The organism is Actinobacillus capsulatus DSM 19761, from assembly GCF_000374285.1.
Lineage (GTDB): Bacteria > Pseudomonadota > Gammaproteobacteria > Enterobacterales > Pasteurellaceae > Actinobacillus > Actinobacillus capsulatus.
On record NZ_KB893948.1, the window covers coordinates 29,312 to 43,596 of the forward strand.

The following is a 14,285-nucleotide window of genomic DNA, read 5'->3' on the forward strand; positions in this document are numbered from 1 at the left end:
ACAATATCTTGTATACAAGAACCTCAAAACCACAACATATAGTGGTCAAATAATAAGATAAAAGGAGACACATTTTATGCAGAAAACATTGATGGTAACCAAACGTAGCGGTCAACAAGAGCCGTTTGATTTGGACAAAATTCATCGTGTCATCACTTGGGCTGCCGAGGGTTTACAGAATGTATCGGTATCACAAGTGGAACTGAGCGCCCATATTCAGTTTTATCAAGGTATTCGTACCGCCGATATTCACGAAACTATCATCAAAGCTGCCGCTGATTTAATCAGTACCGAAACGCCGGATTACCAATATCTTGCTGCGCGTTTAGCGATGTTTCATCTGCGTAAAAAAGCCTACGGGGACTTCACCCCTCCTCATTTATTCACTCATATTAAAAAGCTGGTTGCACTCGGTAAATACGATCAAGCACTGTTAACCGACTATACCGAACAAGAATGGCAGTTAATGAATGAGTTTCTCATACACAGCCGAGATATGGATTTTTCTTATGCGGCGGTCAAACAGCTCGAAGGAAAATATTTAGTCCAAAATCGAGTGACCGGAGAGATCTATGAGTCGGCACAATTCTTATATCTTTTAGTGGCAGCCTGCTTGTTTTCGAAATATCCGAAAGCCACTCGTTTGGATTATGTAAAACGCTTTTACGATGCGACTTCAACTTTCAAAATTTCATTACCGACCCCGATTATGTCAGGGGTAAGAACACCGACTCGTCAGTTTAGTTCTTGCGTATTGATTGAATGCGGTGATAGTTTGGATTCAATCAATGCCACTTCTGCTGCGATCATTAAATACGTTTCACAACGTGCGGGCATTGGCATTAACGCCGGTGCAATCCGTGCGTTAGGCAGCCCGATTCGTCAAGGAGAAGCTTTCCACACCGGTTGCATTCCGTTTTATAAGCATTTCCAAAGTGCGGTGAAATCTTGCTCTCAAGGCGGTGTGCGTGGCGGCGCTGCAACGGTTTACTACCCGCTATGGCACTTAGAAGTAGAAAGTTTATTGGTGTTAAAAAACAATCGAGGTGTGGAAGACAACCGCTGTCGTCATATGGACTATGGTGTACAGCTCAATAAGCTAATGTATCAACGCTTAATTAAGGGAGGCGAAATCACCTTATTCAGCCCGTCTGATGTCGATGGTTTGTATGAAGCGTTTTTTGCTGATCAAGAAAAGTTCGAACAACTTTATCTGCAATATGAGCAAGACCCGAGCATTCGTAAACGCAGTGTGAAAGCGGTTGAGTTATTTTCACTGCTCATGCAAGAACGCGCTTCAACCGGCCGCATTTATATTCAGAATGTCGATCATTGCAATACGCATTCACCGTTCAATCCGCAAGTCGCACCGATCAAACAATCAAATTTATGTTTAGAAATCGCATTACCGACCAAACCGCTGAACGATATTAACGATGAAAATGGGGAAATAGCACTCTGTACGCTTTCAGCATTTAACTTAGGTAAGTTGCAAAATTTAGATGAATTTGAACCGCTTGCTGATTTAGTAGTTCGAGCGTTAGATGCCCTATTAGATTATCAAGATTATCCGGTGAAAGCGGCAAAACATGCGGCCTTAGCTCGCCGTTCTCTTGGCATTGGTGTGATCAATTACGCTTATTACTTAGCGAAAAATGGCGTGCGTTATTCAGACGGTTCTGCCAATGCGCTTACTCACAGAACCTTTGAAGCGATGCAATATTATTTACTGAAAGCCTCGCTCAATTTAGCCAAAGAACAAGGTGCTTGTAAGTTATTCGACGAGACTAGCTATGCTCAAGGTATTTTACCGATTGATAGCTATAAAAAAGAATTGGATAACCTCACAATAGAACCACTGTATTATGATTGGGAAAGCTTGCGTGCAGAAATCAAGCAATTCGGTTTACGTAACTCAACCTTAAGCTCGCTAATGCCGTCAGAAACTTCCTCGCAAATTTCCAATGCGACCAACGGCATTGAACCGCCGCGTGGCTACGTGAGTGTTAAAGCCTCAAAAGACGGCATCTTAAAACAAGTTGTGCCGGAATATGAAAAGCTCCGTTCACAATACGAGTTATTGTGGGATATCCCCGATATGAGCGGTTACTTACAGCTGGTCGGTATTATGCAGAAATTCATTGATCAGGCGATTTCGGCAAATACCAATTATGACCCGCAAAAATTTGAAGACGGCAAAGTGCCGATGAAACGCTTACTTGCCGATTTACTGACCGCTTATAAATACGGACTAAAAACACTCTATTACCAAAATACCAGAGACGGAGCGGAAGATTCCCAACAAGATTTAAATGACGGTTGTGCCGGCGGTGCCTGTAAAATTTAGTGTCTAGTCTGAATTTAACTAACCACGGAATACACGGGGAACACAGAAATAATTCGGAGAATGTAAGAACCACAGCGTGGCTCACTCAGCTGAAGGCTGAGCATAACCACGGTGGGCTACAAGCGGTTGAATTCGTGAAAAATTTTGCAAAACTGTCGCAAATTTAGGCAATGCAGGCTTATTAACATTTTTTCCCCTCTCCCTTATTTTTCTTCTGTACGAAGAAAAATCTGTCCCCTCCCACAAGAGGCGAGGGTAATTATTTAAAAAGGAGATAACATGGCATACACCACTTTCTCACAAAATAAAAATGATCAATTAAAAGAACCGATGTTTTTCGGGCAAAATGTGAATGTTGCTCGTTATGACCAACAAAAATATGAATTATTTGAAAAGTTAATCGAAAAACAACTCTCATTTTTCTGGCGTCCGGAAGAAGTTGATGTCTCGCAAGATCGTATCGACTACCAATCATTGCCGGAACATGAAAAACATATTTTTATCAGTAACTTAAAATATCAAACATTACTTGATTCCATTCAAGGTCGCAGCCCGAACGTAGCATTTTTGCCGTTAGTCTCGATTCCGGAACTAGAAACTTGGATCGAAACCTGGACGTTTTCCGAAACGATCCATTCACGTTCTTATACGCACATTATCCGTAATATCGTCAATGATCCGTCTATTGTGTTTGACGATATCGTGACTAACGAAGAAATTATTAAACGCGCGAAAGATATTTCTTGCTACTACGATGATTTAATTCGAGATTCGCAACTTTATACGCTCTACGGAGAAGGTTGTTATACGGTGGACGGCAAGCAATACCAAGTGACTTTACGCAATCTAAAACGCCAACTTTATTTATGCTTAATGAGTGTGAACGTGCTGGAAGCGATTCGTTTTTACGTATCGTTCGCTTGTTCTTTTGCGTTTGCCGAACGTCAGTTAATGGAAGGTAACGCTAAAATTATTAAATTCATTGCACGTGATGAATACCTCCATTTAACCGGCACACAAAATATGTTGAATATTATGGCATCCGGACAAGATGATCCGGAAATGGCACAAATTGCCGAAGAATGTAAACAAGAAGCTTATGAGCTTTTTGTTGCGGCGGCAGAACAAGAAAAAGAATGGGCTGCGTATTTATTTAAAGACGGTTCAATGATTGGTTTAAATGAAGATATTTTGGTGAAATATGTCGAATATATTACCAATATTCGGATGCAAGCGGTCGGATTACCCCGCCCTTTTGCCACCGCTTCAAATCCGATTCCTTGGATTAACGCTTGGTTGGTGTCTGATAACGTACAAGTTGCACCGCAAGAAGTCGAAGTAAGTTCCTATTTGGTTGGGCAGATCGATGCCAAAATTGATAGCAACGATTTTGATAATTTTGAACTCTAAATAAAAACAAGCGGTCGTTTTTCCGTGATTTTTGCAAAAAATGGAGAAAATTCGACCGCTTGTTTAGCCTATTTATCCGATGCTTTAGGCTCCGAGACGTTAGTACCTAAAAACTTACCAATTAATGCCTTACCTAAATCTGATTGGTTTAATCCTTCCAGTGTTGCAGCAATTTTAGTGCCGCCGGTCGAACTAAATAATTCACCTACGCGCTGAATGCCTTTATCCACTTTTTCATCATTAATGATAAATTTCATATCTGAATTTGAAAGCGCTTTCGCTTGTTCAATACCGATCGCCTGATTTGCTTCAATTTGACGAATACTGATCAAGTAGCTTTGATAACCTTCATTACCACCGATTTCTTTCGCTAATTCAATTTGACCGGATACTAATGAAATCTCCAGTTTTTGCTTCGCTTCCGCTTCTGCCGAACCGATTTTCGCAATACCTTGCGCTTCTTTATCTTTTGTTTCAAGCAATGCTTCAGCCGCTAAAAACGCTTTTTGTTTTTCACCTTCCGCGACTAAAATTTGATGTTGTTTTTCAGCTTCAGAATCAATAATCAACGCATTTTTATTCGCTTCCGCCTTAATTTCTTGCGTACGTTTTTCTTGATCCGCTTTCACAATTTCAACATCTTTGGCAATTTCCGCTTGTTTTACTTCCGCAACACGTTTGACTTCCATCTCGCGTTCTTTAGTGATTTTTTCTTGTTCTTTCACCAACTGTTGCGCTTGTTCGTTAGATACTGCCACTTCTCGTTGATTTTCTACCGTTTTTAAGCCAACTTCTTTTTCTGCTTCTTGGCGTTTTACATCCGCTTCTTTTTTCGCTTCAATTTCCGCAATTTGAGCTTCTTTTTGGTTACGAGCGACTTCAACACGGCTTTCCTTTTCAATAAAGGATTTTTTAATTTCCATAATATTGAAAATTACTTTTGAATTGCCGCTATCACGAATATCCATCAGTTCAATATTCTTAACCGGCTCAATCCCCCAATTTTTCAATTGCTCTTTGACCGCTTGGGTAAAATCATCGCCCAACTCCGAACGTACTTGTAAAATATCGTTTAAATTACGGCTTGAAAGAATCGAACGCACCGAACCTTGGATAATATCAACCAATTGAATATTCATATCATGGAAATCCGACACACGTTGTGCGGCAAGATTTGAATCGGACACACGGAAGAAAGCGGTAATATCCACCACAAAAGGTAAACGTTCTAAATCGTACGCTTCGTAGTTATCAATTTTGATTGAAAAGACAGAAACCGGCAGCACAATCGTACTCACACCAATCACCGGCAACCATGAAGGAAACGCATAATAAACGTTACCATTTCCGGTATCTTTACCATAAGAAGTGGTTTTTCCACCCGACTGTACAATGTGTACTTCATTAGTTTTCACCACTCGACGAAATAACAACGCAATCACTAATGAAAGTACCAAAATAGCAATCAGTGACACAGCGACTGCGATATAAATAAAATCCATACTTAGCCTCCTTCTGAAAGAATGAATCTTTATCAATTTACGCTATCAAGCGGTTAAATTCTAGAAATATTTTGCAAAAATTTATTTAACAGGCAATTTCCATTACAATAGGCATATTATTGTTAATGAAAGAATATCTTATGCGCATTCCAAGAATTTACCATCCTGAATTATTAGCGAATCAAACCAGTTGTATTTTAAGTGAAGATGCAACTAATCACGTTGGCCGTGTGTTACGTATGACAGAAGGCGATCAAATTATTTTATTTGACGGCTCAAACCATATTTTCCACGCCACATTACAAACGGTCGGAAAAAAGCAAATTATTGCAAAAATTGATGGTAGTGAATTGAATAATCGTGAATCCAATTTACCGATCCATTTAGGACAAGTGATTTCTCGCGGCGATCGGATGGAATTTACCATTCAAAAATCGGTTGAGTTAGGCGTAAAAACCATTACTCCGCTTTGGTCTGAACGCTGTGGGGTAAAACTTAACGATGAACGCCAAGACAAAAAACTACAGCAATGGCAAAAAATTGCGATTGCCGCTTGCGAGCAATGCGGACGTAATGAAATTCCTGAAATTCGCCCGATTATGAAACTGACTGACTGGTGTAAAGAACAAGATGACATGCTGAAATTAAATCTGCATCCTCGTGCGAAATACACCATTCGCCAGTTACCGAACGTGCCTGAAGCCGGTGTGCGTTTATTAATCGGCTCGGAAGGCGGCTTATCCGCTGAAGAAATCGCAATGACCGAAACCGAAGGCTTTACCGAAGTTTTACTCGGTAAACGCGTCCTGCGTACGGAAACCGCCTCACTTGCGGCAATTACCGCTCTACAGGTTTGTTTTGGAGATATTTAATGTTAGAAAATTTACAAGGCAAATTTTTGATTGCAACGCCGGAAATTGATGATGATTACTTTGATCGCACTGTGATTTATATCTGCGAACATAACAGTAACGGCGCAATGGGTTTAGTAATTAACACCCCGACTGATTTATCTGTTCTGGAATTGATTACCCGTATGGATTTCCAAATGGCGAATCAGCGTAATTATCATAAAGATCAAATGGTCTTAAGCGGCGGGCCAGTCAGCCAAGATCGTGGCTTTATTATTCACACCAAAACTGAACAAGAATTTTTACATAGTTATCGCGTGACTGATAATATTTTATTAACAACTTCCGGCGATGTGCTAGATAGCCTTGGTAAACCGGAAGCACCGGAAAAATTTATTGTCTGTTTAGGTTGTGCCACGTGGAAACCGGAACAACTCGAGCAAGAAATCGCACGTAATTACTGGCTGATTTCTGAAGCAAACGACAAAACCTTATTCGAAACCGGTTATTTAGAACGTTGGGTGGAAGCAAATGAAATGCTCGGTATTTCAGGGGTGTTAGCCCGTGCAGGCAGAGCCTAATGACGACTTAAGCAGCGGCCAAAAATAAACAATTTTTTGCAAAAGGATAATATGGCAAGAACAATTCTCGCATTCGATTTCGGTACTTACAGCATCGGTTGTGCGGTCGGACAAGATATTACCGGCACCGCACAGGGATTACCCTCTTTTAAAGCGCAAGACGGGATTCCGAACTGGGATCAAATTGAAAAAGTGATCAAAGAATGGCAACCGGAACGCTTAGTAGTTGGCTTACCGCTCAATATGGACGGCAGCGAACAGCCGCTCACCCAAAGAGCGAAAAAATTTGCTAATCGCTTAAACGGACGTTTTAATTTGCCGGTTGAGTTACAAGACGAACGCCTCACAACAGTATCAGCGAAAGCTGAAATCTTTGAACGAGGCGGTTACAAAGCCTTAAAAAAAGATAAAGTGGATTCGATTTCCGCCTGCTTAATTTTAGAAAGCTGGTTTGAAGCCCAATAAAAATAGTAAGACCGCTCATTTGAACAACGCAAATAAGCGGTCTAATTTTTGGATTTTTTTGCAAATCTAAGCCAAATGTTCTGTTCGGTTAAACTCAACTAATTCAGTCTTACCATTCTCAACGACCGCACGGTTAATTGCAGTGTTAATCACAAAACTGTGTTTGGTTTCGTCACGACACTCCGACCAATGTAAGCCTCGTAATACCGCTGTGAGAACGGTTAATGTCATACCGTGTGCAACAATTAATACGTTTTCATTATCTTGGTGCAATTGGGCAATTTGATTAAACACTTTAATCACTCGGTTATAAAGATCTTCGTAAGTTTCACCGCCATTGGTTTCCGCGCGATATTCTGCCGGTGTTTTTTTCATCGTCCAATATTCATCATTTGAGTGTAAATCTACCGATTTCGTGCCTTCCCAAAGCCCAAAATCAAACTCATTTAAACCGAAATGGTGAAAGTGTGGGATGTTCTTATCATTATTTTCCGCCAAAATATAATTAGCAGTATCTTGTGCACGTTTTTGCATACTGGAATAGGCAGCGGCAAATTTAACCTCTTTTAACGCTCTACCCGCTTTTTTTGCCCCTTCAATACCTTCTTCAACCAAAGGCGAATCACCTGAGCCTTGTAAGCGACCTTCTAAGTTCCAAACGGTTTTACCGTGGCGGACTAAATAAATGTTGAGTGCCATATTCAATTCCTTGTTAAAATAGCCAAAATTTATCGGAGTATAGCAAAAAATGACTGAAAAATTGACTATTTGCTTCCAACATCACGACTTTGTTGTGATTGATAAACCGGTCGGCGTGAGTGTACACAAAGACGAGGAAGCAGTCGGATTAACCGAAAAACTCGCCAAACAATTACAAGTGAAGCAAGTGTGGCTGGTACATCGCTTAGATAAAGTCACATCCGGCTTATTAATTTTCGCTTTGAACAAACAAGCTGCCGTGTGCTTTTACCACCTGTTTGAACAACATAAGATCGAAAAAACCTATTGGGCGTTGAGCGATCAAAAACCGAAAAAGAAACAAGGTAAAATTAGCGGTGATATGCAAAAAAGCCGTAACGGTGCATGGAAACTGTGCCATAGCAAACAGAATCCAGCCGTTACCCAATTTAGTTCACATTCAGTTAAACCGCATTTACGCCATTTTATTTTGCAACCAAAAACCGGCAAAACACATCAATTAAGGGTGGCAATGAAAAGCTTAGGTAGCCCGATTTTAGGCGATCAACTTTATGCCGGCACAGAAGCGGATCGGGTGTACTTACATGCTTACCAGCTAAAATTTGATTATCAAGGCGAATCTTTTTGTATCCAAAGCTCACCGACAAGCGGTCAATCTTGGGCAAAAATTTGCAGTGCTGAATCTGTAAAAAATATTTAATTCTATAATTTTATACATCATAACTTATCAAACAGAGGATTTTATGAGCTTATTTGAAGCAAGTTTGATTATCTTATTACTGATTATTGCCAGTGCGATTATCTCATCTTCAGAAATCTCTCTTGCCAGTGCAAGAAAGCTGAAATTGCAGGCAATGATTAACGAAGGAGACTTTCGAGCCGAAAAAGTATTAAAGCTCCAAGAACAGCCGGGACGCTTTATTACCGTAGTACAAATCGGCTTAAATATGGTAGCAATTCTTGGCGGTGTGGTCGGCGAAAGTGCGATCAATCCTTATTTTAGTGAATTACTTGCAAAATATACGCAAGCGGAATGGGTTGATAGTGCAGCATCTTGGATTGCCTTTATCATTGTTACCTCGGCATTTGTCCTCTTCGCAGACTTAATGCCGAAACGTATTGCGATGACATACCCGGAAAAAGTAGCAGTGCGAACCATCGGCATTATGATGTTTTGTATTGCATTATTTAAGCCGCTCGTGCTGTTTTTCGATTGGATTGCCAACACGTTATTTAAGTTATTTCACGTTTCTACTGTTCGCCAAGACAATATGACTTCCGAAGATATTGTAGCGGTGGTTGATGCGGGGGCGAAAGCCGGTATTTTAAAAGCACAAGAGCATTACCTCATTGAAAATGTGTTTGAAATGCAGGAACGCCGTGTAACATCAACGATGACTACCCGTGAAAATATTGTGTTTTTAAATCGCACCGATAACCGAGAAAAAGTGCTGGAAACATTGGGTGAAGATCCCTATTCCAAAGTGCTGATCTGCGATGATGGATTGGATAAAATTTTAGGTTATATCGAAACGCACGATCTACTGACGCAGTATCTAAAAAACGATAACGTGTCGCTAACGGATGCGAAACTACTGAAAAAATCGCTTTTTATTCCGGATACGTTGTCACTTTACGAAGTATTAGAGCTGTTTAAATCCGCCGGTGAAGATTTTGCCGTTATCGTAAACGAATACGCACTAGTTGTGGGAATTCTGACTCTCAATGACGTAATGAGTATCGTGATGGGTGAATTAGTTTCAACCGAAGAAGAACAAATTGTCCGCCGAGATGAAGATTCGTGGTTAATTGACGGTGCTACACCACTCGAAGACGTGATGAAAGCGTTAGAAATCGAAAGCTTCCCGAATGCGGAAAATTATGAAACTATCGGTGGTTTTATGATGTATATGTTACGCAAAATCCCAAAGAAAACCGATTTTGTTCTTTATGATCAATATAAATTCGAAATTATTGATACCGAGAATTTTAAAATCGACCAATTAATGGTATCTTTCCGTAAAGATATCGCAAACTAGCATAGTGAAAAAGCTCCGACTTAATCGGAGCTTTTCTATTACCAGTGATGGCGATGTCTGTGATAGCCGTAACCAATGCCAATGCTTGGATAAATCACAGGCTCTCTTACAACCTGTCTGACTACTTTCGGACGCTTATCGCTTTGATTAAGCGGTTCATCTGCTTCAATCTGATTAGCAACACGTTGCTTTTGCTTTTCAGAAACAGTATTCCCGCTTGCCACACGCTGTTGGTATTCCACAACTGTTTGCATATCCATCGGAACCGTACTTTGTTGCTCGGGTGCAGAACAAGCTGCTGCAACGAAAGGCAACGCAAGTAACATTACTTTTTTCATTATTTTTCCTCTTTGTAAAAATAAGCGAGAATTAGACCGCTTGTATGCCTTTTTTATCCCTACGCTTACGCATTTTTTCTAAGATCATACGCATAAAATAAGGCATTTGCTTGATCGGTTTAATGATAATTTCGTCCTCTAACGGCTGCTGTTCTAACGCCAAATACATACTCAATACCGTATAAACATCAACATTATGTTGATTCTTAAAGAAATTCATCAAACGATACTTTTCTATCTTCATCTGTAATGAATTTGCAATATTTTGGTATTTTTCGACCACTTGCAAACTCAGATTCACATTACTGATTACAATGAATACGGGGAGTTGCGGATGGCTTGTGGCAAATTCCCAAGCTGATGCTAATTTCTGTTCCGCCAATATTTTAGCGGATTGGAACCTTTCTTTCGTCCAAATATATTCATTGTTTTCATATAGAAATTGATCGTTTTCAATATGAAACACTTTACCGCTCGGAAAACGCAGCTCAAATTCAGCAATTTGTTGCTTAGCAAACGTTGATTTACCCGAACCGGAATGCCCTCGAATAATGATTAATTTTCGCATCATATAAAAAAGGACGCCCAAAGGCGTCCTAATCTCTATTCTTTAAAATTAAAGAGCAGATTTTGCTTTTTCAACTAAAGCTGCGAATGCAACTTTGTCGAATACAGCGATGTCAGCTAAAATCTTACGGTCAATTTCAACAGAAGCTTTTTTCAAGCCATTGATGAATTTGCTGTAAGATAAACCGTTTTGACGTGCTGCAGCGTTGATACGTGCAATCCATAATTGACGGAATTGACGTTTACGTTGACGACGGTCACGGTAAGCATATTGACCAGCTTTAATTACAGCTTGGAATGCAACGCGATAAACACGTGAACGCGCACCATAATAACCTTTAGCAGCCTTAAGAACTTTCTTATGGCGTGCTCTTGCAATAACACCACGTTTTACACGAGCCATTATTAAATCTCCTAATGTATATAATTAACTAAAATTCACTAAAGTACGTTTAACTTGACTCAACGCTTATGCGTATGGTAAGCACGCTACTACTAATACTTGGTCTGCTTTCGCTACCATTGATTTGTGGCGTAAGTGACGTTTACGTTTAGTGGTTTTCTTAGTCAAAATATGACGTAAGTGAGATTGTTTACGTTTGAAACCGCCTGAAGCTGTTTTCTTGAAACGCTTAGCAGCACCACGTACTGTTTTAATTTTAGGCATTGTTTTATAAACTCCGCATTGTTTTACATAATACACAATAATTAGGCGAAAAATGCAATTATCGCTAATCATATTTCTACTTGGAAAGCGCTAATTATCTCGAAAGAGCGTTACCGCTCATAAGCTTTGCAGCTTAAAAAGCAAATCAGGCTGCGAAATGTGCCTGTAGATCGCTTTTGTTTCTCTTTTTTACAAAAGAGAAAACGGACGGATTTTATAGGATCCGCCCGTTTTATGCAAGAATAAATTATTTTTTCTTCGGTGCAATAACCATTACCGCTTGGCGACCTTCAAGTTTGCCTGGTGCTGATTCAACTACTGCCACTTCAGCCGTATCTGTTTTAACACGTTCTAAAACGTCTAAACCGATATCTTGGTGTGCCATTTCACGACCACGGAAACGAACGGTAATTTTAACTTTATCGCCGTCTTCTAAGAAACGTAAAATGCTACGTAACTTAATTTGATAATCGCCATCGTCTGTACCAGGGCGGAATTTAATTTCCTTCACTTGTACAACTTTTTGCTTTTTCTTCTGCTCTTTTGCAGCTTTTTCTTTTTCGTAGATGAACTTACCATAGTTCATAATACGACAAACCGGCGGTTCTGCATTAGGGCTGATTTCAACTAAATCTAATTCAGCATCTTCCGCTCTCGCCAAAGCATCTTGAATTGATACGATACCAACTTGTTCACCATTTTCATCAGTTAGGCGAACTTCCTTCACGCCACGAATTTCATCATTAAGACGATGTGCGCGATTCGACTGAACACGTTTTACAGGTTTAATAGTATTATTCCTTCTTGTAAGTTTTACTCTGAAATCGACTGCTGAGCAGAAGACTAAAATTTATCACGCCCAAAATCTAAATTAATTAGAGGGCAAACGGCTGGATTCTAAAAGATATTAACGTGTTATGCAATAGTACGCATAAAAATAATCGATATTAACTTAGTTAGACTAAGGTAATATAAGCTCTTAGTGCACTAAGAGCTTATATAATATACAACTATTTTTTAACTTCTGGTTTTCCATATGAAGGATGGCGAGGACCAACTAATAACCCACCATTTCTTCCCAAATGAACCAAAGAACTCATTGCAGAAGCTGAAACTTCATAGCCTTTATCTTTTGTTGTATCTATCACTTGACTAACAGCTGCTTTAACTAATGCAACTAAAGCGCCGTCATTACTATGCGTAGATCCTTCAGCAAAACGACCTGTACCTTCCCAAAGTGTTTTACCTGTTTTAAGGTCAACTAATTTCCCTTCCAGTTCTACTTCTGTAACACTATCGAAAACTTTATAGCTTGTACCGTATTTATCCACATTTATGTATAAAATACTATCGGCACCAAAAATATCATATATTTTCTTAATGTTCGCACTTCGAATTGCATTACCGTCCGTTAAACCATTTTGTTTAAACACTTCATCCACAAGTGATACAGGATAAACATAATAGCCTAATTCCGCTAAAGGATAAGTCGCTCTCGCTAACACACTTGTGTCTGCCTTAACATCCACAGAATTATTTACAGGTAGTACAACCAATATTGACTTTGGCTTACTTTCTTTCAAGGCACTGTAGTCATAAGAAGGCATCTGTTGATTAGCACATCCAGATAAGAGCAAAATACCTGAAAGTAACATTAATAACTTTTTCATTTTACTTATCCTTATTTCTTACGTTGTAAATATTGCATGAATGTTTTGCTTTCAGGGAACAATTGTTGCTCTTGAATAAAGGCATTTTGTGCTTCTGCTGTTTTCCCTTGCTTTAATAAAACAAGCCCTAAATGTCCATATACCCCAGGTGCAACCGGTTTATTCGCATCTTTTGCCATTTTAATAATTTCATTAAAACCGTTTTCTTGCTTAACAAAATCATTCGGCTCATTGTAATAACTATAAATGATATCCGAATAATTACCCCAATAATATTGAGTATTTACTGATTTTGAAGAACAAGCGGATAAAATCATTGCCATTAGAGCAAATGTTATTACGTTTACCTTCTTCATTGCTACTCCTTATTTAGCTGGGGTCCAGTGTCCGGCTTCAATTCCATTTACTAAATTATTTACCGCTTCTCGAATAGCTAAATCTAACACTTTGCCATTTAAGGTTGAATCATAACCTGCAGTACCGCCAAAACCTAAAACCTCGCGATTCGATAAGTTATATTCGCCTGCACCTTGCACTGAATAAGCCACTTCCGATGTATTTACATTCACAACATTAAGAGTCACTTTTGCATAAGCAACTTGCTCTTTGCCACGACCTAAAATACCAAACAATTGGTGATCACCAACTGTCTTACGACCAAACTCTGTTACATCTCCCGTAATTACATAAGTAGCACCTTTGAGCTTTTGTTTTTGCCCTTTAATCTTAGCTTCGGTAGCCGCTTCACTCATATTGGTTCGATCAAGTACAGAAAAACGCCCTGTTTGTTGTAAATGGGAAACAAGAATAGTTTTTGATTGATTACCTAGCTGATCTTGCCCATCTGAAAACACGCCATTTTGAAAGCTAGATTTATTATCAAACTTACCAACCGAAATAGCCGATTTTACACCGTGATAATTTGCAGCTGTACTTGCTGCCTGTGTGACTGTTGGCGCAATAACTCTAGAACCCTCAGTTGCACAACCAGTTAAACCAAGTGCCGCAACACATAATGTAGTCATTAGTAATTTTTTCATTTATAATCCCTTTTGGTTAGATGTAAAGCCTTTCGGGATTCTAGCATATCAAAAAAACCTTTTAAACATACAAAATTGACTTAAATAAAAAGGACACAAAAAAAGCGGT

At 39.4% G+C, this 14,285-nt stretch carries 17 protein-coding genes; 7 read left to right on the forward strand and 10 right to left on the reverse strand.

Going from position 1 to position 14,285, the window contains the following annotated elements; all coding sequences use genetic code 11:
• Positions 1 to 76: 76 nt before the first annotated feature.
• Positions 77 to 2,347: a class 1a ribonucleoside-diphosphate reductase subunit alpha gene (gene nrdA, locus C228_RS0111675; RefSeq protein ID WP_018652788.1), complete on the forward strand. Its 2,271-nt coding sequence runs from the start codon at positions 77 to 79 to the stop codon at positions 2,345 to 2,347.
• Between the two features lie 279 nt (positions 2,348 to 2,626).
• Complete coding sequence (gene nrdB / locus C228_RS0111680; RefSeq protein WP_018652789.1) at positions 2,627 to 3,757, forward strand: class Ia ribonucleoside-diphosphate reductase subunit beta; 1,131 nt, start codon at positions 2,627 to 2,629, stop codon at positions 3,755 to 3,757.
• 68 nt (positions 3,758 to 3,825) lie between these two features.
• Here nrdB and C228_RS0111685 read toward each other — a convergent pair whose 3' ends face one another.
• Positions 3,826 to 5,259, reverse strand: coding sequence for an SPFH domain-containing protein (locus tag C228_RS0111685; protein ID WP_018652790.1), 1,434 nt, complete (start codon positions 5,257 to 5,259; stop codon positions 3,826 to 3,828).
• 140 nt (positions 5,260 to 5,399) lie between these two features.
• Here C228_RS0111685 and rsmE point away from each other — a divergent pair, with 140 nt between their 5' ends.
• Genes rsmE through ruvX form a run of 3 tightly spaced genes read left to right on the forward strand, consistent with a single transcriptional unit; the run spans position 5,400 to position 7,156 of the window.
• Positions 5,400 to 6,131, forward strand: a complete 732-nt coding sequence (gene rsmE / locus C228_RS0111690; RefSeq protein ID WP_018652791.1) for a 16S rRNA (uracil(1498)-N(3))-methyltransferase — start codon at positions 5,400 to 5,402, stop codon at positions 6,129 to 6,131.
• On the forward strand, positions 6,131 to 6,691 hold the full coding sequence (locus C228_RS0111695) for a YqgE/AlgH family protein (protein WP_005596086.1): 561 nt from the start codon (positions 6,131 to 6,133) through the stop codon (positions 6,689 to 6,691). The genes rsmE and C228_RS0111695 overlap by 1 nt, the downstream gene beginning before the upstream one ends.
• A 51-nt stretch (positions 6,692 to 6,742) precedes the next feature.
• The gene (gene ruvX, locus C228_RS0111700) at positions 6,743 to 7,156 is read left to right on the forward strand and encodes a Holliday junction resolvase RuvX (RefSeq protein WP_005596085.1); all 414 of its coding nucleotides are present in this window, start codon (positions 6,743 to 6,745) and stop codon (positions 7,154 to 7,156) included.
• 66 nt (positions 7,157 to 7,222) lie between these two features.
• On the opposite strand, the gene C228_RS0111705 is transcribed toward ruvX, so the two are convergent.
• Positions 7,223 to 7,855, reverse strand: coding sequence for a histidine phosphatase family protein (locus C228_RS0111705; protein WP_018652792.1), 633 nt, complete (start codon positions 7,853 to 7,855; stop codon positions 7,223 to 7,225).
• Between the two features lie 49 nt (positions 7,856 to 7,904).
• On the opposite strand from C228_RS0111705, the gene C228_RS0111710 reads away from it, so the two are divergent.
• Complete coding sequence (locus C228_RS0111710; protein ID WP_018652793.1) at positions 7,905 to 8,555, forward strand: TIGR01621 family pseudouridine synthase; 651 nt, start codon at positions 7,905 to 7,907, stop codon at positions 8,553 to 8,555.
• Positions 8,556 to 8,598: 43 nt separating this feature from the next.
• On the forward strand, positions 8,599 to 9,894 hold the full coding sequence (gene paeA, locus C228_RS0111715; RefSeq protein ID WP_018652794.1) for a polyamine export protein PaeA: 1,296 nt from the start codon (positions 8,599 to 8,601) through the stop codon (positions 9,892 to 9,894).
• Between the two features lie 38 nt (positions 9,895 to 9,932).
• Here paeA and C228_RS0111720 read toward each other — a convergent pair whose 3' ends face one another.
• The 8 genes from C228_RS0111720 to C228_RS0111755 all read right to left on the reverse strand — a co-directional run bounded on the left by C228_RS0111720 (position 9,933) and on the right by C228_RS0111755 (position 14,176).
• Positions 9,933 to 10,232 carry a hypothetical protein gene (locus tag C228_RS0111720; protein ID WP_018652795.1) on the reverse strand — a complete coding sequence of 100 codons (300 nt, stop codon included), beginning with the start codon at positions 10,230 to 10,232 and terminating at the stop codon, positions 9,933 to 9,935.
• A 31-nt stretch (positions 10,233 to 10,263) separates the two neighbouring features.
• Entirely contained in the window at positions 10,264 to 10,800 is a 537-nt protein-coding gene (locus C228_RS0111725; protein ID WP_018652796.1) for a recombinase RecA, read from the reverse strand.
• Positions 10,801 to 10,848: 48 nt separating this feature from the next.
• Positions 10,849 to 11,202 carry a 50S ribosomal protein L20 gene (rplT, locus tag C228_RS0111730; RefSeq protein ID WP_005596075.1) on the reverse strand — a complete coding sequence of 118 codons (354 nt, stop codon included), beginning with the start codon at positions 11,200 to 11,202 and terminating at the stop codon, positions 10,849 to 10,851.
• 66 nt (positions 11,203 to 11,268) lie between these two features.
• The gene (rpmI, locus tag C228_RS0111735; protein ID WP_005596065.1) at positions 11,269 to 11,466 is read right to left on the reverse strand and encodes a 50S ribosomal protein L35; all 198 of its coding nucleotides are present in this window, start codon (positions 11,464 to 11,466) and stop codon (positions 11,269 to 11,271) included.
• Positions 11,467 to 11,713: 247 nt separating this feature from the next.
• Positions 11,714 to 12,256: a translation initiation factor IF-3 gene (infC, locus tag C228_RS0111740; protein ID WP_081618480.1), complete on the reverse strand. Its 543-nt coding sequence runs from the start codon at positions 12,254 to 12,256 to the stop codon at positions 11,714 to 11,716.
• 220 nt (positions 12,257 to 12,476) lie between these two features.
• A complete protein-coding gene (locus C228_RS0111745; protein WP_018652798.1) occupies positions 12,477 to 13,136 on the reverse strand; it encodes a DUF799 domain-containing protein in 660 nt (219 codons plus the stop codon).
• Positions 13,137 to 13,147: 11 nt separating this feature from the next.
• Positions 13,148 to 13,492, reverse strand: coding sequence for a DUF4810 domain-containing protein (locus C228_RS13675; protein ID WP_018652799.1), 345 nt, complete (start codon positions 13,490 to 13,492; stop codon positions 13,148 to 13,150).
• A gap of 9 nt (positions 13,493 to 13,501) precedes the next feature.
• Positions 13,502 to 14,176, reverse strand: a complete 675-nt coding sequence (locus tag C228_RS0111755) for a CsgG/HfaB family protein (protein WP_018652800.1) — start codon at positions 14,174 to 14,176, stop codon at positions 13,502 to 13,504.
• Positions 14,177 to 14,285 lie beyond the last annotated feature (109 nt).